This window comes from Mesorhizobium sp. BR1-1-4, assembly GCF_020165375.1.
In the GTDB taxonomy this organism is placed as follows: domain Bacteria; phylum Pseudomonadota; class Alphaproteobacteria; order Rhizobiales; family Rhizobiaceae; genus Mesorhizobium; species Mesorhizobium australicum.
This window is the reverse complement of sequence record NZ_JAIUIB010000003.1, coordinates 577,229-599,331: the sequence shown is the minus strand read 5'-3', so window position 1 is coordinate 599,331 and position 22,103 is coordinate 577,229. Positions and strand designations below refer to the sequence as shown.

The following is a 22,103-nucleotide window of genomic DNA, read 5'->3' as shown; positions in this document are numbered from 1 at the left end:
CAAGATTTTGTTGGGCCGATGCGGTCAGGTGTGCGCAAATGCCATCGCCGGGCCATAAAGACTTGAAATGCGTCGGCCCTAAGTCGTAGTGACGACAGGGGTTATACCCGTCGGACGCTCGTTTTTGTCGGAATGGAAGCATACGGGGCTATATGCCATCATCCTTGATCCGCCGCGGAGTATGGGCGATCGGCGCTGCCGCGATCGTCATCGCTCTGGTGGTCGCGGCCCTGCCGCTGATCGCCTCGACGCGGATCGTGCGTGACCGCATCGCGTGGGAATTGAGCGCCTGGAGTGGCTTTCGGGTTGCCATCGAGGGGTCGCCACGAATCGAGGTCTGGCCGAATTTCCGCGCGATCCTGACCGATGTGACGCTGTCAAAATGGACCGACGGCGATGCGCCGCCGGTCGTCGAAGCCGAACGGGTCGAGATCGACCTCTCGGCCATGGCGGCATTGCAGGGCGATGTGGTGTTTTCCACGGCACGGCTGGTGCGGCCGACGATCCGGGTCCAGCGCACGGCGGACGGTCTGTTCCTGCCCACGGCGCCGACCGGCGGGCGCATCGCGCGCTCCATCGATGCGGCCCGTGGCCTGGTCAACGCCGACCCCGCCAAGCCCGACCTCGACAAGCTGCCGGCCGACACGTTCGGCACTGTGGAGTTCAGGGACGGCCGCATGGTGGCGTCCGTCAACGGCAAGGATGAAGAGATCCTGAGCAGTCTTAGCGGCCAGGCCAACTGGGCGGCGATGAACAGCAATGCAACACTGTCCGCGACCGGGATCTGGCGTGGCGAAAGCGTGACCGTGGATGCTGCCTCGCCGAGGCCGCTGGTGCTGTTTGCCGGGGGCATGGCGCCGCTGACCCTGTCCTTCAAGGCGGCGCCGGCCACCTTTTCCTTCGACGGCACGGCCAGCATGTCCGAAAACGCCTATTTCGACGGCCAGGTAAAATTCGCGGCTCCTTCGCTGCGCCGCGTACTGGAATGGTCGCAGGCCGGCATCGCGCCGAGCGCCGCGATCGGCTCGGTCAGCATTTCCAGCAAGGTCACGGCATCGGCCGGACGCGTCAAGTTCGAGAACACGGCGCTGGCGCTGGACAACAATCCGGGCATGGGTGCGCTGGACGTGTCGCTTGGCGAGGCACAGCCGGTGATCTCGGGCACGCTTGCCTTCGACACGCTCGACCTCAGGTCGTTTCTATCCGCCTTCACGTCGCTGGGACCGGCGAGCAGCGGCGAACCAGGTCAGATCGACACGAGTTTCGCCGACCGGGTCAACCTCGATCTCAGGCTATCGGCGGCGCATGCCACGGCGGGGAGCATCCAGCTTGCCGATGTCGCGGCCACCGCGCAGGTCAAGGACGGCCTTTCCGTCTTTGACATCTCCGACGCCTCCGCCTTCGGCGGCAACATCCAGACCAGCCTTCGTTTCGACCGCAAGCCCGAGGGCACTCAGGTCGAGATCCGGCTGCTGGCCTCCGATGTCGATGGCGGGGCGTTCGGAACCGCGGCCGGGATGACCCGGCTGGTGCCGGTCGGCACGGGCACCGTCTCGGTCATCCTCAAGGGACCAGGAAGGACCTGGGATTCGGTTTTTGAGAACGCCGACGGCTCTGTCTCGGCGACCTTTGGCCCTGGCGCGCTCAGCAAGTTCAACCTGCCGGCCTTTCTCAAGCATACCGAACAGGGCGGCTTCTTCGCGCTCGACGATGTCTCGGACGGGACACTGCCCATCGATGGCGCCGAAGTGAAGGCAACCATTTCGCGAGGCGTGGCCAGACTGGACAAGGCCGAGGCCAATTCGGCGAAATACAAGATCTGGCTTTCCGGCATCGCATCCTACGCAGGACGCGGACTGGCGCTGTCGGGCGGTGTCATCCAGCCGGATCAGCCAGCAACGCAGAAGAGCGGCCAGCAGGGGCCCAACCAGTCGTCGTTTTTCGTCGGCGGAACCTGGAGCACGCCGTTCATTTCACCCATCAGCCGCGGCGTTTCGGGCGAATAAGGCCCGGCCCTCAGTTGAAACGCTTCTAACCGCGTTGCGCGGCCCGCTCGTCAAGCTGCCGCTGCACCTCGCGCCGCTTATTGGCGACGGAAGCGATGATGACGCCAACCGTGACGATCGCGATCAGAAGGGTGCAGGCGGCATTGATCTCCGGCGTCACACCGAGGCGGACCTGGCTGTAGATCTTCATCGGCAGCGTGGTGGCGCCAGGCCCCGAAGCAAAGCTGGCGATGACCAGGTCGTCCAGTGACAGCGTGAAGGCCAGCATCCAGCCGGACACGATCGCCGGCAGAATGACTGGCAGGGTGATCTGGAAAAAGGTCTTCACGGGCGGCGCGCCGAGATCCATGGCGGCTTCTTCCAGCGAGCGATCGAAACTGACAAGCCGCGACTGCACGACAACAGCGACAAAGCACATCGTGAAGGTGATATGCGCGAGGATCACGGTCGTCATGCCGCGATCCATGCCGATGGCGACAAACAGCAGGAGCAGCGACAGGCCGGTAATGACGTCAGGCATGACCAATGGTGCGAAGATCATGCCGGAGAACAGGACCCTGCCCCGGAAGCGTGTGTAGCGGGTCAGCGCCAGGGCCCCCATTGTGCCGAGAACGGTCGCCACGGTCGCTGAAATCAGACCGACGCGGATGGTCACCCATGCGGCGTCCATCAGGCCCTGATTGTGGAACAGCGATACGTACCATTTGGTGGAAAAGCCGCCCCAGACGGTGACGAGCTTGGACTCGTTGAAGGAAAAGACGACGAGCAGCACGATCGGCAAATAGAGAAAGGCAAAACCGAGCGTGATCGAGGTGATGTTGAAGCGGCTCCAGGTGGTGTTCATTTGTCCTGCTCCTGCGCGCGGGCCTGGGCATGCTGGAACAACACGATCGGTACGATCAGCAGCAGCAGCAGGATGACGGCAACGGCCGACGACACCGGCCAGTCACGATTGGCGAAAAACTCGTTCCACAGCGTCTTGCCGATCATCAGCGTCTGCGAGCCGCCGAGCAAATCGGGGATGACGAACTCGCCGACGGCCGGGATGAACACCAGCAGGCAGCCGGCTATGACGCCGGGCAGCGACAGCGGAAAAGTGATCTTCCAGAAGGCTGACGTCGGCGGGCAGCCGAGGTCCTTGGCTGCCTCGATCAGCGAATAGTCCATTTTTTCCAGCGACGAATAAAGCGGCAGCACCATGAACGGCAGGTAGGAATAGACGATGCCTATGAAGATGGCCGTGTAGGTGTTGAGGATCACCAGCGGCTGGTTGATGATGTGCAGCGACAACAGCAGCTGGTTGAGCAGGCCCTCGGGCTTGAGAATGCCGATCCAGGCATAGACGCGGATCAGGAACGACGTCCAGAACGGCAGGATGACCAGCATCAGCAATGTCGGGCGGATTGTCGCCGGAGCGCGCGCCATGCCATAGGCGATGGGATAGCCAACCAGCAGGGTCAGCACCGTCGAGATGGCAGCGATGACGACGCTGGTGAGATAGGCCTTGAAATAGAGTGCGTCCTGCGTCAGCCAGACATAATTGTCGAAGTTGAGGTCGCGAAAGCCGGCGAAGAAACCGGAAACGCCGTCCCTGAAATCGAGCACCGGCGTATAGGGCGGCATGGCGATAGCCGTCTGCGACAACGAGATCTTGAAGACGATGACAAAGGGGACAAGAAAGAAGAACAGCAGCCAGAGATAGGGAACGATGATGACGAGCCGGCTGACGAAGCCGGCACCGAGCCGCGTCAGGAACGGATTGGCGGCGGTCGGTGGCGCGGCGGCATCGGTAACGGCGATGTTGGACATGGCCATCCCCTACCGTGCCAGCACGACGCCGGCGTCGGGCCGGAAAGACACCCAGGCACGGTCGTTCCAGGTCAGTGGATCCTCGGTCACACGGGCCGCGTTCAAGGCGCTTGCCCGCACGATCTGCCCGTCGTCCAGCCTGACGTGATAGACGGTCATGTCGCCGAGATAGGCGATGTCGTAAACCTCACCTTCCAGCGCGTTGACGGCATCGGCCGGCTTCTTAGACGAGACCCTGATCTTCTCCGGCCTGACGGCGAAGACGATATCCGCATTGGCCTTCGCAGCCGCGCCACCATTCTCGACGACGATCTGAGCCCCGCTTGGACCTGTAATGCGCGTCGTGTTGGCCGCCTGTTCGGCAACCTTGCCCTCGAACATGTTCACGTTGCCGACGAAATGGGCGACGAAGCGCGAGGTCGGGGCTTCATAGACTTCCGGCGGCGTCGCCACCTGCATCACCTCGCCCTTATCCATGATGGCGATGCGATCGGCCATCGTCATCGCCTCTTCCTGATCATGGGTGACGACGACGAAGGTGAGACCAAGCTCCTGCTGCAGATCCATCAGTTCGAACTGAGTTTCCTCGCGCAGTTTCTTGTCGAGCGCGCCGAGCGGCTCGTCGAGCAGCAGCACCTTCGGTCGCTTGGCTACCGAGCGGGCAAGCGCGACGCGCTGGCGCTGGCCGCCGGAAAGCTGGTGCGGCTTGCGCTTGGCGAACTGCTCGAGCTTGACCAGCTTCAGCATGTCGGCGACGCGTTTTTCGATATCCGGCTTCGGCATGCCTTCCTGTTTGAGACCGAAGGCGATGTTCTTCTCGACGGTCATATGCGGGAACAAGGCATAGGACTGGAACATCATGTTGACCGGCCGGCGATAGGGCGGAATGCCGCGCAGATCCTGGCCGTCGAGCAGGATGCGCCCGGCCGTCGGCTCCTCGAAGCCGGCAAGCATCCTGAGCAGCGTCGACTTTCCGCAACCCGATGCGCCAAGCAGAGCGAAGAATTCACGCTCGAAAATGGTCAGCGACAGATTGTTGACGGCGGTAAAGTCACCAAACTTCTTGGTGACATTGTCGAACTGGATATATGGCTTGGCGTTCGGGTCGTTCCATGGCGCGAAGTCCCTGCGGATGCTGCCAAGCGATTTCATATCCCCACTCCGTGCTTTTTTATTCCCCAAAAGAAATCGACCCCGGCAGTTGGCTGCCGGGGTCGCGCCGGATTGCCTACTGGCCGGTGACGATCTTGGTCCAGCTGCGCGTGACGATGCGCTGGGTCTTGGGATCGTAAGGCTGGGTGGTATAGAGCTTCTGCAAGGTCGCGGCGTCCGGATAGACCGACGGATCGTCGAGCAGCGCCTTGTCCACGAATTGCTGCGATGCCTTGTTGCCGTTGGCATAAAGGACATAGTTCGACGACTTGGCGATCACTTCCGGCGTCATCATGTAGTTGATAAATTCAAGCGCCTCGGCAACGTGCGGCGCGTCGGCGGGGATCGCCATCTGATCGAACCACATCTGGGCGCCTTCCTTCGGCACGGAATAGCCGATTTCCACGCCTTGCTTGGCCTCGACCGCGCGGTTGCGAGCCTGGAACACGTCACCCGACCAGCCGACCGCCAGGCAGATATCGCCATTGGCAAGTGCGTTGATGTATTCGGACGAGTGGAACTTCCTGATATAGGGACGGACCTTGAGAAGAGCTTCCTCGGCCTTGGCGATGTCGTCGGGCGAGGTGCTGTTGGGGTCCAGACCGAGGTACTTCAGCGCCGCCGGCAGGATGTCGGATGGAGAATCCAGCACATAGACGCCGCAATCCTTCAATTTGGCCAGGCTATCGGGGTTGAAGAAGGTATCCCAGCTGTCGATCTTGTCGGTGCCGAGCGCTGCCTGCACTTTCTTGGTGTTGTAGCCGATGCCGACCGTGCCCCACATGTAATTGACCGAGTATTCGTTGCCGGGATCGTATTTGGCGGTGCGCTCCGTAACCGTGTCCCACATGTTGGAGAGGTTCGGCAGCTTCGACTTGTCGAGTTTCTGGAACACACCGGCCTGGATCTGGCGGGCCAGGAAATTCCCGCTCGGCACGACGACGTCGTAGCCGCTGCCGCCGGCGAGCAGCTTGGTTTCGAGGATCTCGTTGGAATCGAACGTATCGTAAACGACCTTGATGCCAGTTTTCTTGGTGAAATCATCGATGATTGAACTGTCGATGTAATCTGACCAGTTGAAGACGTTGACGACGCGGTCCGCGGCGTGACCGGCGGGCGTCAAAAGCGCCAGAAATACCGAGGTTGCCGAAAGCCAGAGTGCTTTGCGGATCATGCTATTCTCCTTTGGTGAGTGTTCCATTGCCGGCGCGTCGCGACATGCTCGCGCGGCCGGGCATTTGCTTTAGACTGTTGAGCTTTCCAGAGGTCGACGGCCGCCATTCGGCACGCCGCCGACGGCCGCCCGCACGGTCGGGGCGGGAAGGAATTGCGATGCCGTCAGAAGCTTTCGCCGCCGTGCGGTCAGAGATACTAGAATGTGGTCCGGTCTCGATCGGGCCGCCGGGGAGACTTGGCAAGATACGCCTGTCTTGTTGTTGCCGTGTTCCCAGCCTGCCCGGGTGGCAGCGACATTGTCAATGGGCAAAGCTTCGGCGCCCGCATCAATTAGGCGAAGGCACCCCGGTGACCCCAGCCCGCTGCGGCCGCGCCTGACGCTTGAATTCGAGCCCGATATGGACAAGCAGCGCCGTGACCACCACCGCGCCGCCGACGATGGTGCGCCCGGACGGCACCTCGGAATGGATGAGCCAGACCCATATCGGCCCCAGGATCGGCTCGAACGTGCCGAGCAGTGCCGCGATAGCCGCCGGGATCAAGCGCGCGCCAGTGGCGAAGAAAGCAAGACCAAGGCCGAGATTGACCACGCCGAAGACGAGGAGAAAGCCCATGTCGCCGGCCGACACCGCGAAGGTCGAGGCCTGCGAGGCAGCGAAGCCCGCCGCCAGGATCGTGCCGAGACAGGTCGCCGGCGTCATGCGCACGCTGGAGAAGCGCCGGGTGATGACGGTGGCGATCGAGAACATGAACGCGATCAGCAGCGCCAGTCCATCGCCTATGGGCGAGACGGCGCCGTCAACAGATTCAGACACCATGATGGCGACGCCGGCGAGGACGGCGACGATCGCCATCCAGGTCGCGACGGTTACCTTTTCGCGGAACAGCGCCCAGGCAAACAGGGCCGCCAGAAGCGGCACGCCGGCTTGCATCAAAAGAATATTGGCGACGGTCGTATAGGCAAGCGCCACCACGAACGAGGTCGACGCAATGGCGAAGCAGAACCCCACCGCAATGCCTGGCAGGCCCATGTCGCGGAATGATTTCAGCATGCCGCGCCAGCCGTCACGCCAGACCATGAAGCAAAGCAGGAAGACGGCAGCCCACGCGGAGCGCCAGAATATCACGGTCCAGCTGTCGCCGACCGTGATGAACCGGGCGATGGTGCCGCCGAAACTCCACATCAGTGCCGACAGGAACACCAGGAGCATGCCGACGCGTTCCCCGCGCGGCGAGACTGTCGACGTAGCGAGGCCGGTCGACGCAACAAGGTCCGATGATGCTGTGTCTGTCATGGGCGCGACTGTCGAGCTTTTGTTGACGGGACGATGCGCAAGAGACGACAAAAAACTGCCGTGTTCGCGTAACGCAAAGACTTTGGGCGCGAGTGATCCAGAGACCGGCGACGATTGTGGCACCGTTGCTGCGCCGTTACTGGAAGTCGAAGGCACTCAAGCCGGTGACCATCTCGTCGAGGCCGAGCGGTCGCGTCACCGGCGGCTCGGCGCGCGCCAGGCAGCCGGCGCGCTCGCAAAGCCGGCAGGCGGGGCCGACAGGCGTCGCCGCGACGGTGCCCGCCCCCATCTTCGCGCCGGTCGCCGCGCCAGGCAGCACCGTGCCATAGACGATGTCGTCGCGAAAGCCGATGTCGCAGCCGAGCAGCAGTGCCGTGCGGCGGGGTCGTTCGGAGAACGCGCCTTGCGGCCCCTCCAGTGTGCGGGCGATGCACAGGAACTCGGCGCCGTCGGGCATTTCCACCGCCTCGACGAATATCTGGCCCGGCTGAGTGAAGGCGACATGCACGGGAAGCTTGGCACAGCCCCCGCCGAAGCGGCTTTGCGGAAAGCCCTGGCTGCCGGCCTTGCGGAAGCGGTTTCCCGCATTGTCGATCTCCAGCATGAAGAAGGGCACGCCGGAAGCAACTGGCCGCTGCAGCATGGTCAGCCGGTTTGCCGCCTGCTCGAAGGAAACGCCGAAGCGCGAGCGCAGGACATCAATGTCGTAGCGTGAGCGAACGGCCGCCGCGTGAAAGGGCAGATAGGGCATCATCAGCGCATGGGCGGCGTAGCGGCCGAGTTCGAAGCGGGCAAGGCGGCGCGCCTCGTCCGTGGTCAGCCTCAGTGCCTGGATCTCACCGGCGATCGCAACCGACATGCGGATCAGGCAGGCCTCCATCGCGACTTCACGCAACTGGTCGAACGGCGACAGACGCTCGGACAGAAACAGGCGCTGCGAGTGGCGGTCGTAGCGGCGGCGCCAGTTCGGCATGGTGGCGACCGGCAGAACCTTGATCACGATGCCGTATTCGCGCTTCAGCCATGCCTTCAAGGCGCCAAACAGGTCGTCGCCGGGATCGAGCACCGACGTGAACGCCTCGGCCTCTTCCTCGAGCGAGGCGAAATGGTTAGGTCGCCGCTCGAAAATCTCGCGCACCTCGTCGATCGGCAGGCGGGCGCCAGAGAGGGCGGTCGCCCGGCCCTCGCGGGCCAGAAGCTCGTTGAGATCGGACAGCCGCTCGGCTTGCTCGCGATAGGCGCGGAACAGTTTTATCACCGCGGCGGAGGCGTTGGGCGCCGCCTCGGCAAACTCGATCAATTCCTGGTCTCCCGGCAGTTCGCCGACCAGCAGCGGATCGGTGAACACCTCCTTGAGGGCAGCGACCGATCCCCTTGCCTCGCCCTGAAGCTCATGCGGATCGACTTTGTAGACGGAGGCGAGCTTCAGGATCAATTGCACCGTCAGCGGCCGCTGGTTGCGCTCGATCAGGTTGAGGTAGGACGGCGAGATGCCGAGCCCCTCGGCCATCGCCGTCTGGGTCAGGCCCTTGGCGCCACGGATGCGGCGGATGCGCGGCCCAGCGAAAATCTTCTGGTCAGCCATCGCCAATTCTTGACAGGAGTTTACACGCCGCCCGCTGCATCCCGCCTCTCTTCGCTTTACAGGATTGACAAATTTACAGTGCCTTGCTGTCAAACACAACACAGATTTTCCGTTATATCCACTCGGTTCTGCTGATTTTTCTAGCTCATGCGGCGCCAAAATGTAAATTCAGTCACATAGAAGCCGCCCGAGAATTGGCTGTGCAGAAATCTTCGGAGTGACCAATGACTGATTTTTACAACCTCGTCCCCTCGGCGCCTGAAGGTCGCTTCGACGGCATTGAACGTCCCTATTCGCCGGAGGACGTGAAGCGGCTGCGCGGTTCGGTGCAGATTCGTCAGAGCCTTGCCGAAATGGGCGCCAACCGGCTGTGGAAGCTTATCCACGAGGAGGACTTCGTCAACGCGCTCGGCGCCATGTCCGGCAACCAGGCGATGCAGCAGGTGCGCGCCGGGCTGAAGGCGATCTACCTGTCGGGCTGGCAGGTCGCTGCCGACGCAAACACCGCCTCGGCGATGTATCCGGACCAGTCGCTCTATCCGGCCAATGCGGCGCCCGAACTGGTCAAGCGCATCAACCGCACGCTGCAGCGCGCCGACCAGATCGAAACCTCCGAAGGCAAGGGGCTTTCTGTCGAGACCTGGTTCGCGCCGATCGTTGCCGACGCGGAAGCCGGCTTCGGCGGTCCGCTCAACGCCTTCGAGATCATGAAGGCGTTCATCGAGGCCGGTGCCGCTGGCGTCCATTACGAGGACCAGTTGGCGTCGGAGAAGAAGTGCGGCCATCTCGGCGGCAAGGTGCTGATCCCGACCGCGGCGCATATCCGCAACCTCAACGCGGCGCGGCTCGCGGCCGACGTGATGGCCACGCCCACCTTGGTCGTGGCACGCACGGACGCGGAAGCTGCAAAGCTGCTGACCTCCGATATCGATGAGCGCGACCAGCCCTTCGTCGACTATGATGCCGGCCGCACGGTGGAAGGCTTCTACCAGGTCCGGAACGGCATCGAGCCTTGCATCGCGCGGGCCATTGCCTATGCGCCGCACGCCGACCTGATCTGGTGCGAGACCTCGAAGCCCGACCTGGCGCAGGCCAAGAAATTCGCCGAGGGGGTGCGCAGGCACCATCCAGGCAAGCTGCTCGCCTACAATTGCTCGCCGTCGTTCAACTGGAAGAAGAATCTCGACGACGCCACGATCGCCAAGTTCCAGAGGGAACTGGGCGCCATGGGCTACAAGTTCCAATTCATCACGCTGGCCGGCTTCCACCAGCTCAACTACGGCATGTTCGAACTCGCCCGCGGCTACAAGGCGCGGCAGATGGCGGCCTATTCCGAGTTGCAGGAAGCGGAATTCGCGGCGGAAGCCAATGGCTATACCGCGACCAAGCACCAGCGCGAGGTCGGCACCGGCTATTTCGACGCGGTCTCTATGGCGATCACCGGCGGCCGGTCGTCGACCACGGCCATGCATGAATCGACCGAGCACGCGCAGTTCAAGCCGGCCGCGGAATAGCGACCAGGAAATACAGAGGAAACGCCCAACAGGGCCTCAGACACAGGAGAAGACCAATGGCATCGATAAGCCGCGTCAAGGAACGGGCCGAAGAGCAATCGACCACGATGAGCGTCGACCAGCAGGCGACAATCCGCATGCTGGCCAACGACCTGCACAGGCTCAACCAATCGGTGATGAAGGCGGTCGAGGCGGGCGTCTCGGTGGAGCTCGTGCGCTCCGCGAGGCACCATGGCGGCGACGGCAATTGGGGCGACCTGCTGATCCCGGTCATCGTTACACAACAAAGCCATGGCTGACCCGGAAGCGCTACAACCGGCCATTTGCCCGCGCCGCGTATGCGTAGGTGAATTTTATTTTCACGCAACCAAGCTATGGACAGGGCAGTACAGTACTGTTGCTTGAATCCACTGTGTGGGAGACGGTTTCAGAAGTCTTTTATTTCAACTTGACATAGGGTGCGATCTCACGCCAATTGTCCGCAGATTCAACTCTGCATTGAAATAGGGGCAAGATTCTTGGCCGACCTGGGTGCCTAGTGAGTGACGAGGGGAAGAGTACAAAACATCTGAATCGGGTGACCCGGGGTTCAAACATTGAGACGATCCGAGATCCTTCGCGGGTGCTTGTTGTCGGGAAGTCGCCGATCAATCGCGTCGTGGTGTCTAAAATCGTCGAGCGTTCCGGGCTCAAACCAATCTCGGAATCGCCTGAAATGGCGGTGAAGACCTTACGTTCGCTTATCCCCGGGGCGGTTGTCCTCGATGGTGGCCCCGACAACAAAGACTGCGACACGCTGATGTCCAGTATCGACACGTTGCGGCGAGCCGCGGGCAAGGCACTTCCTCCCGTGATCCTGCTTTCAACCAAGAATGGCACGCCCGAGAGCCTGGGCCTGGCGCATGTTGTCGACGCGGTGGTGGCCAAGCCGATCACGCCCGAACGGCTGCAACCGGTCATCGATCGCCTGACCGGCCGCTAAAACGATTCCAAAAGGCGAAAACCGTTTTTCCATCCAGAATTGCGCGAAAAAAGCAGTCGGAGGTCTACGATCAAACTCTGTTCCTGATGCTTTCGACAAGCGCGGGCAATTGGCTGAGATCCGATATCTGGCGGAAACGCGGCTCGGCGACCGGCGCCTCGACATGTTCGAGCACCCAGGTCAATTCGTGCGGCACATGGACACCCCAGCCGCCGGCCTCGATGGCGGGCACCACGTCCGACTTCAGCGAATTGCCGACCATCATGCTCCTTGCCGGGCCATCGCCATGGCGGTTGAAAAGGCGCGCATAGGTCGCGGCGGTCTTGTCGCTGATGATCTCGACGGCGTCGAACAACTCGCCCAGCCCGGAGCCAGCCAGCTTGCGCTCCTGATCGAACAGATCGCCCTTGGTGATCAGCACGAGGCGGAAGGTGCCGGCGAGCTTCTCGACCGTCTCGCGTGCATGCGGCAAGGGCTCGATCGGATGGCCCAGCATCTCGCGGCCGGCGTCGAGAATCTCCGATATGACGGAAGCCGGCACGCGCCCGTCGGTGACCTCTATCGCCGTCTCGATCATCGAGAGCGTAAATCCCTTGATGCCGAAACCGTAGATCGCGAGATTGCGCCTCTCGGCTTCCAACAGTCGAGCCGAGATCTGCTCCCCCTCGCCATGATCGGCCAGCATGGCGGCAAAGCGCTTTTCCGTCATGCGGAAGAACCGTTCGTTCTGCCAAAGCGTGTCGTCGGCGTCGAAGCCGATCGTGGTCAGTTCGTTGCTGGATCTCATCGCCGGCTTCTCGACTGCGGGAAGACGCCAAACCTATGCCGACCGGCAACCGGTTTTCAACCCGCAACGGCAAATGCCCGCGGCGGCTCCCCTTCCCTTCGGTCGCACGGCACGGCTATACTTGAAAATCCGCAACCCAATCTGGTGAATGATGCCGCCTGCAAAAAAGGAAGTCCGTCCGTCGAGCCGCGGAGGACGGGCGCGCACGCCTGCCTTCGTGAAAAACCTGCGAGGTGTGAAGAACTGGAAGGAAGTCAGCGATTGGCTGGAATGGCGCGGCATCGAGGATATCGAATGCATCACGCCTGATCAGGCCGGCGTGGCGCGCGGCAAGATGATGCCGTCGAAGAAATTCACTTCCAACACCTCACTGGCGCTGCCTTCGGCGGTCTTCATGACGACGATTTCCGGCGGCTATCCGGAGGACGGTAACGGCTTTCACTATCCGGAAGACGACGGCGACCTCAAGCTGATGCCGGACCTGTCGACATTGACCGTGGTGCCCTGGGAGGAAGACCCAACGGCCGCTGTCATCTGCGACCTCGTCCACCAGGACGGCCGCTCGGTCGAGTTCACGCCGCGCAATGTGCTGAAGCGCGTGCTGGCGGCCTATGACAAGCTTGGGCTGAAGCCGGTCGTGGCACCCGAAATCGAGTTCTACCTCGTGCGCAAGAATCCGGACCCCGACTATCCCCTGACCCCGCCTGTCGGCCGCTCGGGGCGCGCGATCGGCGGCGGCGCCGGCTATTCGATCGCCGGCGTCAACGAGTTCGACGAACTGATCGACGACATCTACCATTTCTCCGAAAGCCAGGGCCTGGAGATCGACACGCTCATCCACGAAGAGGGCGCCGGCCAGCTCGAGATCAATCTGCGCCACGGCGACCCGATCGAGCTCGCCGACCAGGTGTTCATGTTCAAGCGCACCATTCGTGAAGCCGCGCTCAAGCATGAGATCTACGCGACCTTCATGGCCAAGCCGATTCAGGGCCAGCCGGGCTCCGCCATGCATATCCATCAGTCGATCGTCGACAAGAAGACGGGCAGGAACATCTTTTCGGCCGAGGATGGTTCGGAGACCGAGGATTTCTTCCATTTCATCGGCGGCATGCAGAAGCACGTGCCGAATGCGCTGGTTATGTTCGCGCCCTACGTCAATTCCTACCGGCGGCTGACGCAGGCGGCCTCTGCCCCGGTCAACAACAAATGGGGCTACGACAACCGCACCACGGCTTTCCGCGTGCCGCGTTCCGATCCAGCGGCGCGGCGCGTTGAAAACCGCATCCCGTCCTCCGATGCCAATCCCTATCTGGCGCTGGCGGCTTCGCTTGCCTGCGGGCTGATCGGCATCACCAGGAAGATCAAGGCCGAGCCTCCCGTGCTGACCACCGCCAACGCGCACGAGATCGACCTGCCGCGCAGCCTGCTCGAAGCCGTCGACCTGTTCGAAGGCGACGAGGAACTCTGCGCACTGCTGGGCAAGTCCTTCGCCGCCACCTATGCGGCGATCAAGCGGGCGGAATTCGAAACGTTCATGGAAGTGATCAGTCCGTGGGAGCGGGAATATCTGCTGCTGAATGTTTAGGGGAGTAAGGCAGTAGGGCAGTAAGGCAGTAAGGCAGTAAGGCAGTAAGGGGGGTGGCAGACGATGGCGAAGATCGAATCGTACAGGGATCTGATCGTCTGGCAGCAGGCCATGGACCTAGCAGTATCAGTCTACGAGGCGACAAAAGCCTGGCCGAAAGAAGAACTCTATGGCGTGACTGCTCAGCTACGTAGGGCAGCCACCTCCGTGCCCGCCAACATAGCTGAGGGTTACGGACGGGAAAGCCGGGCTTCCTATCAGCAATTTCTCAGGATTGCGCAAGGATCACTCAAAGAATTGGAGACCCATCTGCTGATCGCGCAACGCGTCGGCATCACCTCGCATGAGATAGCCCAACCGCTGATGAACCGCAGCGAGAGTGTGGGAACGCTCTTGCGGCTTCTAATCCGCAAATTGTCACCCGAGTAGTTTATCTACTGCCCTACTGCCCTACTGCCCTACTGCCCTACTGCCCTACTGCCCTACTGCCCTACTGCCCTGTGAGCATCATGAACTACCAATCCCCCATTTCCCCCGGCCGGTCCTGGTATGAGGACACGGCTGGGCCGCGGCCCGAATATCCAACGCTCGACGGTGATCGGACCTGCGACGTCGTTATTATCGGCGGCGGGTTTACCGGCCTGTCGGCAGCGACACATTTGGCCAAGGCCGGTACCAGCGTTGTCCTGATCGAAGCATATCGTTTTGGCGACGGCGCTTCGGGGCGCAATGGCGGCCAGCTCGGCACCGGGCAGCGTGCCTGGGCCGAGGACCTGGAGGCCGAATACGGTCTGTCCCGCGCCAAGGCCCTGTTCGATCTCGCCGAAGAGGCGAAAGCGCATCTGCTTGACTTCGCCGCCATCAACCAGATCGATATCGACTACATGCCGGGCCAGCTCTCGGTCGCGCACAAGCCGCGCTATGTCGACGACTACAAGGCGCATGCCGAAATCATGGCCGGCCGCTTCTCATACCCGCACATCTCCTTCATGGATGCGAAGGAGACGGCGGATCGGCTGGGCTCGAGCGCTTATTTCGGCGGCACGCGCGACACCGGCACCGGCCATATCCATCCGATGAAGCTGGTGATCGGCACGGCGCGGGCGGCGGCACAAGCTGGCGCCCACTTGTTCGAAGGGACGCCATCGACCGGCATCGTCTCGGCAGGCGGCAAGGTCAGGGTCTCCACGCCGAGAGGGACGATCTCGGCGCAAAAATGCCTGATCGCGGTCAACGCCTATGGCGGCACGCTCGAGCCGGTGAGTGCCGCGCACATCATGCCGATCGGATCCTTCATCGGCGCGACCGTGCCGCTGGGGTCGGATTCGAACGTGTTGCCGGGGGGCGAATCGGTCGACGATTCCCGCTTCGTCGTGCGTTATTTCCGCAAATCCAGGGATGGACGGCTGCTTTTCGGCGGGCGCGAGGTCTATGGCGTCAACGATCCCAAAGATATCCACATCCACATTCGCCGCCAGATCGCGGAGCTCTATCCGGCGCTCAGCGATGTCCAGATCACCCATGGCTGGGGCGGCTATGTCGGCATCACCGTGCCGAGGAAGCCGTTCGTGCGTGAAGTGATGCCGAATGTGATCTCGGCCGGCGGCTATTCCGGTCACGGCGTCATGCTGTCGAACTTCTTCGGCAAGCTCTATGCCGAAACCATCACCGGCAACCGCGACCGGCTGAAGCTGATCGAGGACCTGAAAATCCCGCCATTTCCTGGCGGCCGCCGGTTCCGGGCGCCGCTGCTTTTCCTTGCGCTCAACTGGTTTGCGCTGCGGGACAGGATCTAATGCGTCGCGCAAAGTGACCTTTGGGAGGAACGACATGCACAACAAGATCCAAGTGCGTTGTGGAGCCTTTTTCGACACGACGTGCTTAGGCCGCGATCGGATCGCCGCTATCCCTACGATCACGAACTCATGTAATATTGTAATATCCATGTAATATTTGTTGCCCGGGCGACACATTGCGGAATTGCGGGCAAAAGCGCAGAATCCTTGGTAAGGGCGTACTGACGCCACAATCGCGGGCGAAAGGTCCGCATCTGGGCGATTGTTCGGGGATTGTTGCGGGCCCGCCCGCGTTTGGGACCGATGCTGATCGAACGCGTGACTTGCGATATTTGATCGAAAGAACACCGGCCCGCTTATGGAGGTGGCAAGAGTGAGAGAGCCCTTCAGTTTCGGTGCTCCGGAACGTCGGCGCTTCGCCATGCAGTTCGGCTATGACATGCGCCCGTCATTCTGGCAGGGAGTCCGTTCGAACTCGCACCTGGTTATCGCGGCAATAGGCACCGCGGCACTGCTTGGCGTTGCCGCAGTGGCGCTCTGGCTGGCGTTGCCGACCGGCGAGAGGCAAGCAGCCGCCAGTCCCGAGCAGAGCATTCCGACCATTCCGGTGAAGACGACGAAAGTTCCCTCCTCGGGGACGACGGTGACGGTGGCGGCCGTGACGCCGCAGGCGGAGCGCAAGTCCAGCCAGGTGTCACCGACCAAGGCAGCGGCGGCGGTGGACATACCAGCGCTTGCCGCCAATGATCCCCGCTGGACAGGGGCGCAGCCGAAGGCTGCCGCGGCAACTGATCCCGATCAAACGGCGGCTCCCAGCCAGGTAGCCAAGCAGCCCGAGCCGGCGCCTGACAAAACAGCGGCGGCATTCGCGCAATCGTCTACCGATACCGATGCCACCGACGAGCTTGCCAAGGTCGCCGCGCCGAGCCCGCCTGCCAATAGCAGCAATCCCGATGGCGCGCAGACCGCCGCCATTCCGGAGACGCAGCCGCAAGCACCGGACCAAAAACCCGCGAATGCACAAGGCGAGGACAACGCAGCCAAAGCGAAGCCGCGCAAGGTGGCGGCGACAGGCAACGGCCGTATTCTCAGGGCTGTGACCATGCGCAGTGCTCCGAAGAAGGGGGCCACCCCCATCGGTACGATCCCTGCCCGGACCTCGGTGCAACTGATGGGCTGCAAGCAGTGGTGCGAGATCGTCTACAACGGCAAGCACGGCTGGGTGTACAAGAGCTACGTCAAGCCCGGCACGTAATATCCGACGATCGCCGCGTTCAGATGCAGCGCCCGCCATCGACCTCCAGCGCGACCCCGGTGATGAAAGCGGCCTCGTCCGAGGCCAGCCATAGAGCCGCGTTGGCGATATCGAGCGGGGTCGACAGCCTCCCGAGCGGGATCGAAGCGCGGAATGCCTCGCGGATCTCGGGCGTGTCGGCGCCCATGAATTTTTCAAGCATCCCGGTCTCGCCGGCGACCGGGCAAAGGCAGTTGACGCGAATGTTCCTGGGCGCGAGTTCCACCGCCATCGACTTGGTGGCGGTGATCGCCCAACCCTTCGAGGCATTGTACCAGGTGAGGCCGGGCCGCGGCCGCAATCCTGCGGTAGACGCCGTGGTCAAGATGACACCGCCGCCTTGCCGCTCCATGATCGGCACAACCGCAAGGGCGGCGTGATAGATCGCCTTCATGTTGACTGATGTGATCAGGTCGAAGGTTTCCTCGTCGACCTTGAGCATGTCGCCATTGCGATGGGTGAACCCGGCATTGTTGACCATGATGTCGACACGGCCGAAGGCGCTTTTGGCGGCATAGACCATCTCGTCGAACTCGGAGCGCAACGAAACGTCGGTCTGCGTCCAGATTGCCGCCTCGCCGATCTCATCGGCGACGCGTTTGGCACCCTTGGCGTTGAGATCGGCGACAACGACCCTGGCGCCCTCTTCCACGAAGCGCTTGGCCATGCCTTCGCCGAAGCCCGATGCCGCACCGGTGATGATGGCGACCTTGTTTTCCAGACGCATGCTTTTCCCGCTCATGGACTTCCTCGATATCACTGCACAGCTTGCACAAGGGCTGGCGACCGATGCAATCGATGCCGCAAGGCGCGCCGATTTCTCCCTTAGCTTTCGTCACATTCACGTTCTATGCTGCAACTGCGAAAGCCTCCGGAGTCTTCGTTCACCGACAAGCCTCCCGGCGGCGCCAGTGTCAAGCGCACACGTGGACCGACGCAAAATCCAGCGGTTGGTCCTTGATGTGACACCATGGCACTGGAAAATTTAAATCGATTAGAATATATCAGCCGCGTACTTGCGACCGGCGTCAAAGCGGACAGACCATGACCAGCCAGATCATCCCCGTCGACCCTTTCGACTTCATCATTTTCGGTGGTACCGGCGACCTGTCGGAACGCAAGCTGCTGCCGTCGCTCTACTATCGCCAGCGCGACCATCAATTCTCCGAGCCGACGCGCATCATCGGCACGTCGCGCTCGAAAATGGGCGACGAGGAGTTCCAGGCTTTCGCCAAGCAGGCGATTTCGGACCATGTCAAGCCGGCCGATATCGATGCCAAGGAGTTGAAGACCTTCCTCGCCCGGCTTTCCTACGTCCCGGCCGATGCAACGAGCGGCGCCGGCTTCGACAAGCTGAAAAAGGCGATCGGCGAAAGTGACCACATCCGCGCCTTTTACCTGGCCGTGGCGCCGGCGCTGTTCGGTGACATCTCGCACAAGCTCAAAGAGCACAATCTGATCACGCCGAATTCGCGCATCGTGCTGGAGAAGCCGATCGGCCGCGATCTTGCCTCAGCGCAGGCGCTCAACGACCTGGTCGGCGACGACTTCCACGAAAGCCAGATTTTCCGCATCGACCACTATCTCGGCAAGGAGACGGTGCAGAACCTGATGGCGCTGCGCTTTGCCAATGCGCTGTACGAGCCGCTGTGGAATTCCGCCCACATCGACCACGTGCAGATCACCGTCGCCGAGACCGTGGGCTTGGAAGACCGCGTCACCTACTACGACAAGGCCGGTGCGCTGCGCGACATGGTGCAGAACCACATGCTGCAGCTGCTTTGCCTCGTCGCCATGGAAGCGCCCTCGTCGATGGACGCCGACGCGGTGCGCGACGAGAAGCTCAAGGTGCTGCGGGCGCTGAAGCGCATCAACGGCAACGAGGCGCCGAAGCACACCGTGCGCGGCCAGTACCGCGCCGGTGCGTCGGCCGGGGGACCGGTGAAAGGCTATGTCGAGGAACTCGGCAAGGACAGCAACACCGAGACCTTCGTCGCCATCAAGGCCGAGATCGGCACCTGGCGCTGGGCCGGCGTTCCATTCTACCTCAGGACCGGAAAGCGGCTGGCGACCCGGGTTTCGGAAATCGTCATCGAGTTCAAGCCGATCCCGCACTCGATTTTCGGCGACAGCGGCGCGGGGCCGATCTTTGCCAACCAACTGGTCATCCGGCTGCAGCCGGACGAAGGCGTCAAGCAGTTCATCATGATCAAGGACCCAGGCCCTGGCGGCATGCGGCTGCGCCAGATCTCGCTCGACATGAGTTTCGCGCAGTCTTTCGACGGCCGCGCGCCTGACGCCTATGAACGGCTGATCATGGATGTCATCCGCGGCAACCAGACTCTGTTCATGCGCCGCGACGAGGTGGAAGCCGCCTGGAAGTGGATCGACCCGATCCAGAATGCCTGGGAAGGCGCCAAGCAGGAAGCGCAGGGCTATACGGCAGGCACATGGGGGCCGTCGGCCTCGATAGCACTGATCGAACGTGACGGGCGGACATGGCACGAGAGCAATTGAACGGCGCCAGCTACAACTGGAACGCTTTTCCCGACCGTCCGCAACTGGCCTTGGCGCTGGCTGGCCGCGTCGCCGATGCCCTGACCAAGGCGATCACCGGGCGCGGCACGGCATTGCTGGCGGTCTCCGGCGGCACGACACCGGCAAAGTTCTTTGCCACGCTCTCTGCGGCGCCGATCGCCTGGGACAAGGTGATCGTGACGCTGGTCGACGAACGTTTCGTGCCGGCCTCCTCGCCGCGATCCAATGCCGGGCTGGTTGCCGCCAACCTGCTGCAGAACGCGGCCAAGGCGGCCCGCTTCGTTCCGCTCTACCACGAGGCGGTCGGCATCGAGGATGCTGCAGCATCCGACGATGCGGCCCTGCGATCCCTGCCCTGGCCGCTCGATGCCGTGATCCTCGGCATGGGGCCGGACGGCCATACCGCCTCATTCTTTCCCGACGCCGACGATCTGCCGAAGCTGCTCGACCCCGCCTCGGACAGGATCATCCTGCCGGTTCACGCCGCAAGTGCGGGTGAGCCTCGGCTGACCCTGACCCTGGCGCGGATCATCGACGCCGGTTTCATCGCGCTGCACATCGAGGGCGAGGACAAGCGCACCGCCTTCGACGGCGCGGCCGCGTCCGGGCCGCGAAAGCCGATCCGTGCCGTGCTCGACGCATCGCCCAAGCCCGTGGAGGTTTTCTGGGCGCCCTGATTTCAAGTTTACAAGTGGTCCCGGCAACGGCGGGAGGATGTTTCCGGGACCTCGCCTGAAAGGACCTGATCCCATGACCGCAAGACGAGACATCGAAGCCATCACCGAACGGATACGCCAGCGCTCCAAACCGGGCCGGGAGCGCTACCTCAGCCGTATCGCCGAAGCGTCGAACCAGACCGCCAACCGGTCGGTGCTGTCCTGCGGCAACCTTGCCCATGGCTTCGCGGTCTGCAGCCCCTCGGAAAAGCTGGCGCTCGGTGCCGACAAGGTGCCCAATCTCGGCATCATCACCTCTTACAACGACATGCTGTCGGCGCATCAGCCCTTCGAGACCTTCCCTGCCCTGATCAAGGAGGCCGCGCGCGAGGCGGGCGGCATCGCCCAGGTCGCGGGCGGCGTGCCGGCGATGTGCGATGGCGTGACCCAAGGCCAGCCCGGCATGGAGCTGTCGCTGTTTTCGCGCGACGTGATCGCCATGGCAGCCGCGATCGGCCTGTCGCACAACATGTTCGACGCCGCCGTCTATCTCGGCGTCTGCGACAAGATCGTCCCGGGTCTGGTGATCGCCGCACTAACCTTCGGCCATCTGCCGGCGGTGTTCATTCCTGCCGGCCCGATGACGACAGGCCTGCCCAACGATGAGAAGGCCAAGGTCCGCCAGCTCTATGCCGAGGGCAAGGCAGGACGCGCCGAACTCCTGGAAGCCGAGTCCAAGTCGTATCACGGGCCGGGCACCTGCACCTTCTACGGGACGGCGAACTCCAACCAGATGCTGATGGAGATCATGGGCCTGCACACGCCGGGCGCGTCCTTCGTCAACCCCGGCACGCCCCTGCGCGACGCCTTGACCCGCGAAGCGACGAAACGGGCACTGGCGATCACCGCGCTCGGCAACGCCTATACGCCGGTCGGGCGGATGATCGACGAACGTTCGTTCGTCAATGGCGTCGTCGGCCTGCATGCCACCGGCGGCTCGACCAACCACACCATCCACCTGATCGCCATGGCCGCCGCCGCCGGCATCGCGCTGACCTGGCAGGATATTTCCGACCTCTCGGAAGCGGTGCCTCTGTTGGCACGGGTCTATCCGAACGGACTTGCCGACGTGAATCATTTCCATGCAGCCGGCGGCCTCGGCTTCCTGATCCGCGAACTGCTCGACGAAGGCGTCCTGCACGAGGATGTGCAGACGGTGTGGGGCGAAGGCCTGCGGCCCTATGCGGTCGAGGCAAAGCTCGGCGCCGACGGCGCTGTGCTGCGCGAGGCTTCGCCGCGCGCAAGCGGCGACGAAAAGGTGCTGGCGCCGTTCAACAAGGCTTTCCAGGCGACGGGCGGCCTGAAGGTGCTGGTGGGCAATCTCGGTCACGCCGTCATCAAGACATCGGCCGTCAAACCGGAGCGGCGTGTCATCGAGGCGCCGGCCAAGGTGTTCGACAGCCAGCAGGGGCTGAACGACGCCTTCAAGGCGGGCACACTCACCGGCGACTTCATCGCCGTCATCCGCTTCCAGGGTCCGAAGGCCAACGGCATGCCGGAATTGCACAAGCTGACCACCGTGCTCGGCATCCTGCAGGATCGCGGCCAGCGCGTGGCGCTGGTCACCGACGGGCGCATGTCGGGCGCCTCCGGCAAGGTGCCGGCGGCAATCCATGTGACGCCGGAAGCGGTCGAGGACGGGCCGATCGCGCGGATCCATGACGGCGATATCATCCGCCTCGACGCCGATGCCGGCACGCTGGAAGTGCTGGTGCCAGGCACCGAATTCGCGCTGCGCCGCACGGCCGAAGTCGATCTCATCGGCAATGAATTCGGCTTCGGACGCGAGTTGTTCGCCGGCTTCCGCCAATTGGTGGGCCGCGCCGATCACGGCGCCAGCGCGTTCGGCACTGCCTGACGCATTCTGT

19 protein-coding genes are annotated in these 22,103 nt (G+C 62.7%); 11 read left to right on the top strand and 8 right to left on the bottom strand.

Going from position 1 to position 22,103, the window contains the following annotated elements:
• Nucleotides 1–152 precede the first annotated feature (152 nt).
• On the top strand, nt 153–2,006 hold the full coding sequence (locus LB571_RS09070; RefSeq protein WP_224593814.1) for an AsmA-like C-terminal region-containing protein: 1,854 nt from the start codon (nt 153–155) through the stop codon (nt 2,004–2,006).
• A 25-nt stretch (nt 2,007–2,031) separates the two neighbouring features.
• Here LB571_RS09070 and LB571_RS09065 read toward each other — a convergent pair whose 3' ends face one another.
• From LB571_RS09065 to LB571_RS09040, 6 genes are all read right to left on the bottom strand, one after another.
• A complete protein-coding gene (locus LB571_RS09065; RefSeq protein WP_015316315.1) occupies nt 2,032–2,850 on the bottom strand; it encodes an ABC transporter permease in 819 nt (272 codons plus the stop codon).
• On the bottom strand, nt 2,847–3,815 hold the full coding sequence (locus LB571_RS09060; protein WP_015316314.1) for an ABC transporter permease subunit: 969 nt from the start codon (nt 3,813–3,815) through the stop codon (nt 2,847–2,849). Before LB571_RS09060 ends, LB571_RS09065 begins: the two co-directional genes overlap by 4 nt.
• Before the next feature lie 9 nt (nt 3,816–3,824).
• Nucleotides 3,825–4,967 carry an ABC transporter ATP-binding protein gene (locus tag LB571_RS09055; protein ID WP_015316313.1) on the bottom strand — a complete coding sequence of 381 codons (1,143 nt, stop codon included), beginning with the start codon at nt 4,965–4,967 and terminating at the stop codon, nt 3,825–3,827.
• A gap of 76 nt (nt 4,968–5,043) precedes the next feature.
• Nucleotides 5,044–6,141, bottom strand: coding sequence for a polyamine ABC transporter substrate-binding protein (locus LB571_RS09050; RefSeq protein ID WP_023772832.1), 1,098 nt, complete (start codon nt 6,139–6,141; stop codon nt 5,044–5,046).
• A gap of 328 nt (nt 6,142–6,469) precedes the next feature.
• The gene (locus LB571_RS09045; RefSeq protein ID WP_141906111.1) at nt 6,470–7,438 is read right to left on the bottom strand and encodes a DMT family transporter; all 969 of its coding nucleotides are present in this window, start codon (nt 7,436–7,438) and stop codon (nt 6,470–6,472) included.
• Between the two features lie 136 nt (nt 7,439–7,574).
• Complete coding sequence (locus LB571_RS09040) at nt 7,575–9,023, bottom strand: short-chain fatty acyl-CoA regulator family protein (RefSeq protein ID WP_224593811.1); 1,449 nt, start codon at nt 9,021–9,023, stop codon at nt 7,575–7,577.
• A 224-nt stretch (nt 9,024–9,247) separates the two neighbouring features.
• Between LB571_RS09040 and aceA the strand changes: the two genes are divergently transcribed.
• From aceA to LB571_RS09025, 3 genes are all read left to right on the top strand, one after another.
• On the top strand, nt 9,248–10,537 hold the full coding sequence (aceA, locus tag LB571_RS09035) for an isocitrate lyase (RefSeq protein WP_023772829.1): 1,290 nt from the start codon (nt 9,248–9,250) through the stop codon (nt 10,535–10,537).
• A gap of 56 nt (nt 10,538–10,593) precedes the next feature.
• Nucleotides 10,594–10,836, top strand: a complete 243-nt coding sequence (locus LB571_RS09030) for a hypothetical protein (protein ID WP_006202762.1) — start codon at nt 10,594–10,596, stop codon at nt 10,834–10,836.
• 239 nt (nt 10,837–11,075) lie between these two features.
• The gene (locus tag LB571_RS09025; protein ID WP_224593808.1) at nt 11,076–11,519 is read left to right on the top strand and encodes a response regulator; all 444 of its coding nucleotides are present in this window, start codon (nt 11,076–11,078) and stop codon (nt 11,517–11,519) included.
• Nucleotides 11,520–11,589: 70 nt separating this feature from the next.
• Here the strand turns inward: LB571_RS09025 and LB571_RS09020 are convergent, their stop codons facing one another.
• A complete protein-coding gene (locus tag LB571_RS09020) occupies nt 11,590–12,306 on the bottom strand; it encodes an HAD family hydrolase (RefSeq protein ID WP_224593805.1) in 717 nt (238 codons plus the stop codon).
• A 148-nt stretch (nt 12,307–12,454) separates the two neighbouring features.
• Between LB571_RS09020 and LB571_RS09015 the strand changes: the two genes are divergently transcribed.
• The 4 genes from LB571_RS09015 to LB571_RS09000 all read left to right on the top strand — a co-directional run bounded on the left by LB571_RS09015 (nt 12,455) and on the right by LB571_RS09000 (nt 16,942).
• Entirely contained in the window at nt 12,455–13,891 is a 1,437-nt protein-coding gene (locus tag LB571_RS09015; RefSeq protein WP_015316305.1) for a glutamine synthetase family protein, read from the top strand.
• Between the two features lie 63 nt (nt 13,892–13,954).
• Entirely contained in the window at nt 13,955–14,320 is a 366-nt protein-coding gene (locus tag LB571_RS09010; protein WP_015316304.1) for a four helix bundle protein, read from the top strand.
• A gap of 80 nt (nt 14,321–14,400) precedes the next feature.
• The gene (locus LB571_RS09005; protein ID WP_224593802.1) at nt 14,401–15,687 is read left to right on the top strand and encodes an NAD(P)/FAD-dependent oxidoreductase; all 1,287 of its coding nucleotides are present in this window, start codon (nt 14,401–14,403) and stop codon (nt 15,685–15,687) included.
• A gap of 373 nt (nt 15,688–16,060) precedes the next feature.
• A complete protein-coding gene (locus LB571_RS09000; RefSeq protein ID WP_015316302.1) occupies nt 16,061–16,942 on the top strand; it encodes an SH3 domain-containing protein in 882 nt (293 codons plus the stop codon).
• A gap of 19 nt (nt 16,943–16,961) precedes the next feature.
• Here the strand turns inward: LB571_RS09000 and LB571_RS08995 are convergent, their stop codons facing one another.
• Entirely contained in the window at nt 16,962–17,708 is a 747-nt protein-coding gene (locus tag LB571_RS08995; protein WP_140615405.1) for an SDR family oxidoreductase, read from the bottom strand.
• A gap of 317 nt (nt 17,709–18,025) precedes the next feature.
• Between LB571_RS08995 and zwf the strand changes: the two genes are divergently transcribed.
• The 3 genes from zwf to edd all read left to right on the top strand — a co-directional run bounded on the left by zwf (nt 18,026) and on the right by edd (nt 22,093).
• Entirely contained in the window at nt 18,026–19,498 is a 1,473-nt protein-coding gene (gene zwf / locus LB571_RS08990; protein ID WP_224593799.1) for a glucose-6-phosphate dehydrogenase, read from the top strand.
• A complete protein-coding gene (pgl, locus tag LB571_RS08985) occupies nt 19,480–20,196 on the top strand; it encodes a 6-phosphogluconolactonase (RefSeq protein WP_140614660.1) in 717 nt (238 codons plus the stop codon). The genes zwf and pgl overlap by 19 nt, the downstream gene beginning before the upstream one ends.
• Nucleotides 20,197–20,269: 73 nt before the next feature.
• On the top strand, nt 20,270–22,093 hold the full coding sequence (gene edd / locus LB571_RS08980; protein WP_140614661.1) for a phosphogluconate dehydratase: 1,824 nt from the start codon (nt 20,270–20,272) through the stop codon (nt 22,091–22,093).
• Nucleotides 22,094–22,103 lie beyond the last annotated feature (10 nt).

Coding starts and splice junctions, on each gene's coding strand:
- LB571_RS08995 (WP_140615405.1), bottom strand. CDS start 17,708: ATGCGTCTGGAAAACAAGGTCGCCATCATCACCGGTGCGGCATCGGGC.
- LB571_RS09030 (WP_006202762.1), top strand. CDS start 10,594: ATGGCATCGATAAGCCGCGTCAAGGAACGGGCCGAAGAGCAATCGACC.
- zwf (WP_224593799.1), top strand. CDS start 18,026: ATGACCAGCCAGATCATCCCCGTCGACCCTTTCGACTTCATCATTTTC.
- LB571_RS09060 (WP_015316314.1), bottom strand. CDS start 3,815: ATGTCCAACATCGCCGTTACCGATGCCGCCGCGCCACCGACCGCCGCC.
- LB571_RS09050 (WP_023772832.1), bottom strand. CDS start 6,141: ATGATCCGCAAAGCACTCTGGCTTTCGGCAACCTCGGTATTTCTGGCG.
- LB571_RS09020 (WP_224593805.1), bottom strand. CDS start 12,306: ATGAGATCCAGCAACGAACTGACCACGATCGGCTTCGACGCCGACGAC.
- LB571_RS09015 (WP_015316305.1), top strand. CDS start 12,455: ATGATGCCGCCTGCAAAAAAGGAAGTCCGTCCGTCGAGCCGCGGAGGA.
- LB571_RS09010 (WP_015316304.1), top strand. CDS start 13,955: ATGGCGAAGATCGAATCGTACAGGGATCTGATCGTCTGGCAGCAGGCC.
- LB571_RS09055 (WP_015316313.1), bottom strand. CDS start 4,967: ATGAAATCGCTTGGCAGCATCCGCAGGGACTTCGCGCCATGGAACGAC.
- LB571_RS09005 (WP_224593802.1), top strand. CDS start 14,401: ATGAACTACCAATCCCCCATTTCCCCCGGCCGGTCCTGGTATGAGGAC.
- pgl (WP_140614660.1), top strand. CDS start 19,480: ATGGCACGAGAGCAATTGAACGGCGCCAGCTACAACTGGAACGCTTTT.
- LB571_RS09045 (WP_141906111.1), bottom strand. CDS start 7,438: ATGACAGACACAGCATCATCGGACCTTGTTGCGTCGACCGGCCTCGCT.
- LB571_RS09070 (WP_224593814.1), top strand. CDS start 153: ATGCCATCATCCTTGATCCGCCGCGGAGTATGGGCGATCGGCGCTGCC.
- edd (WP_140614661.1), top strand. CDS start 20,270: ATGACCGCAAGACGAGACATCGAAGCCATCACCGAACGGATACGCCAG.
- aceA (WP_023772829.1), top strand. CDS start 9,248: ATGACTGATTTTTACAACCTCGTCCCCTCGGCGCCTGAAGGTCGCTTC.
- LB571_RS09040 (WP_224593811.1), bottom strand. CDS start 9,023: ATGGCTGACCAGAAGATTTTCGCTGGGCCGCGCATCCGCCGCATCCGT.
- LB571_RS09065 (WP_015316315.1), bottom strand. CDS start 2,850: ATGAACACCACCTGGAGCCGCTTCAACATCACCTCGATCACGCTCGGT.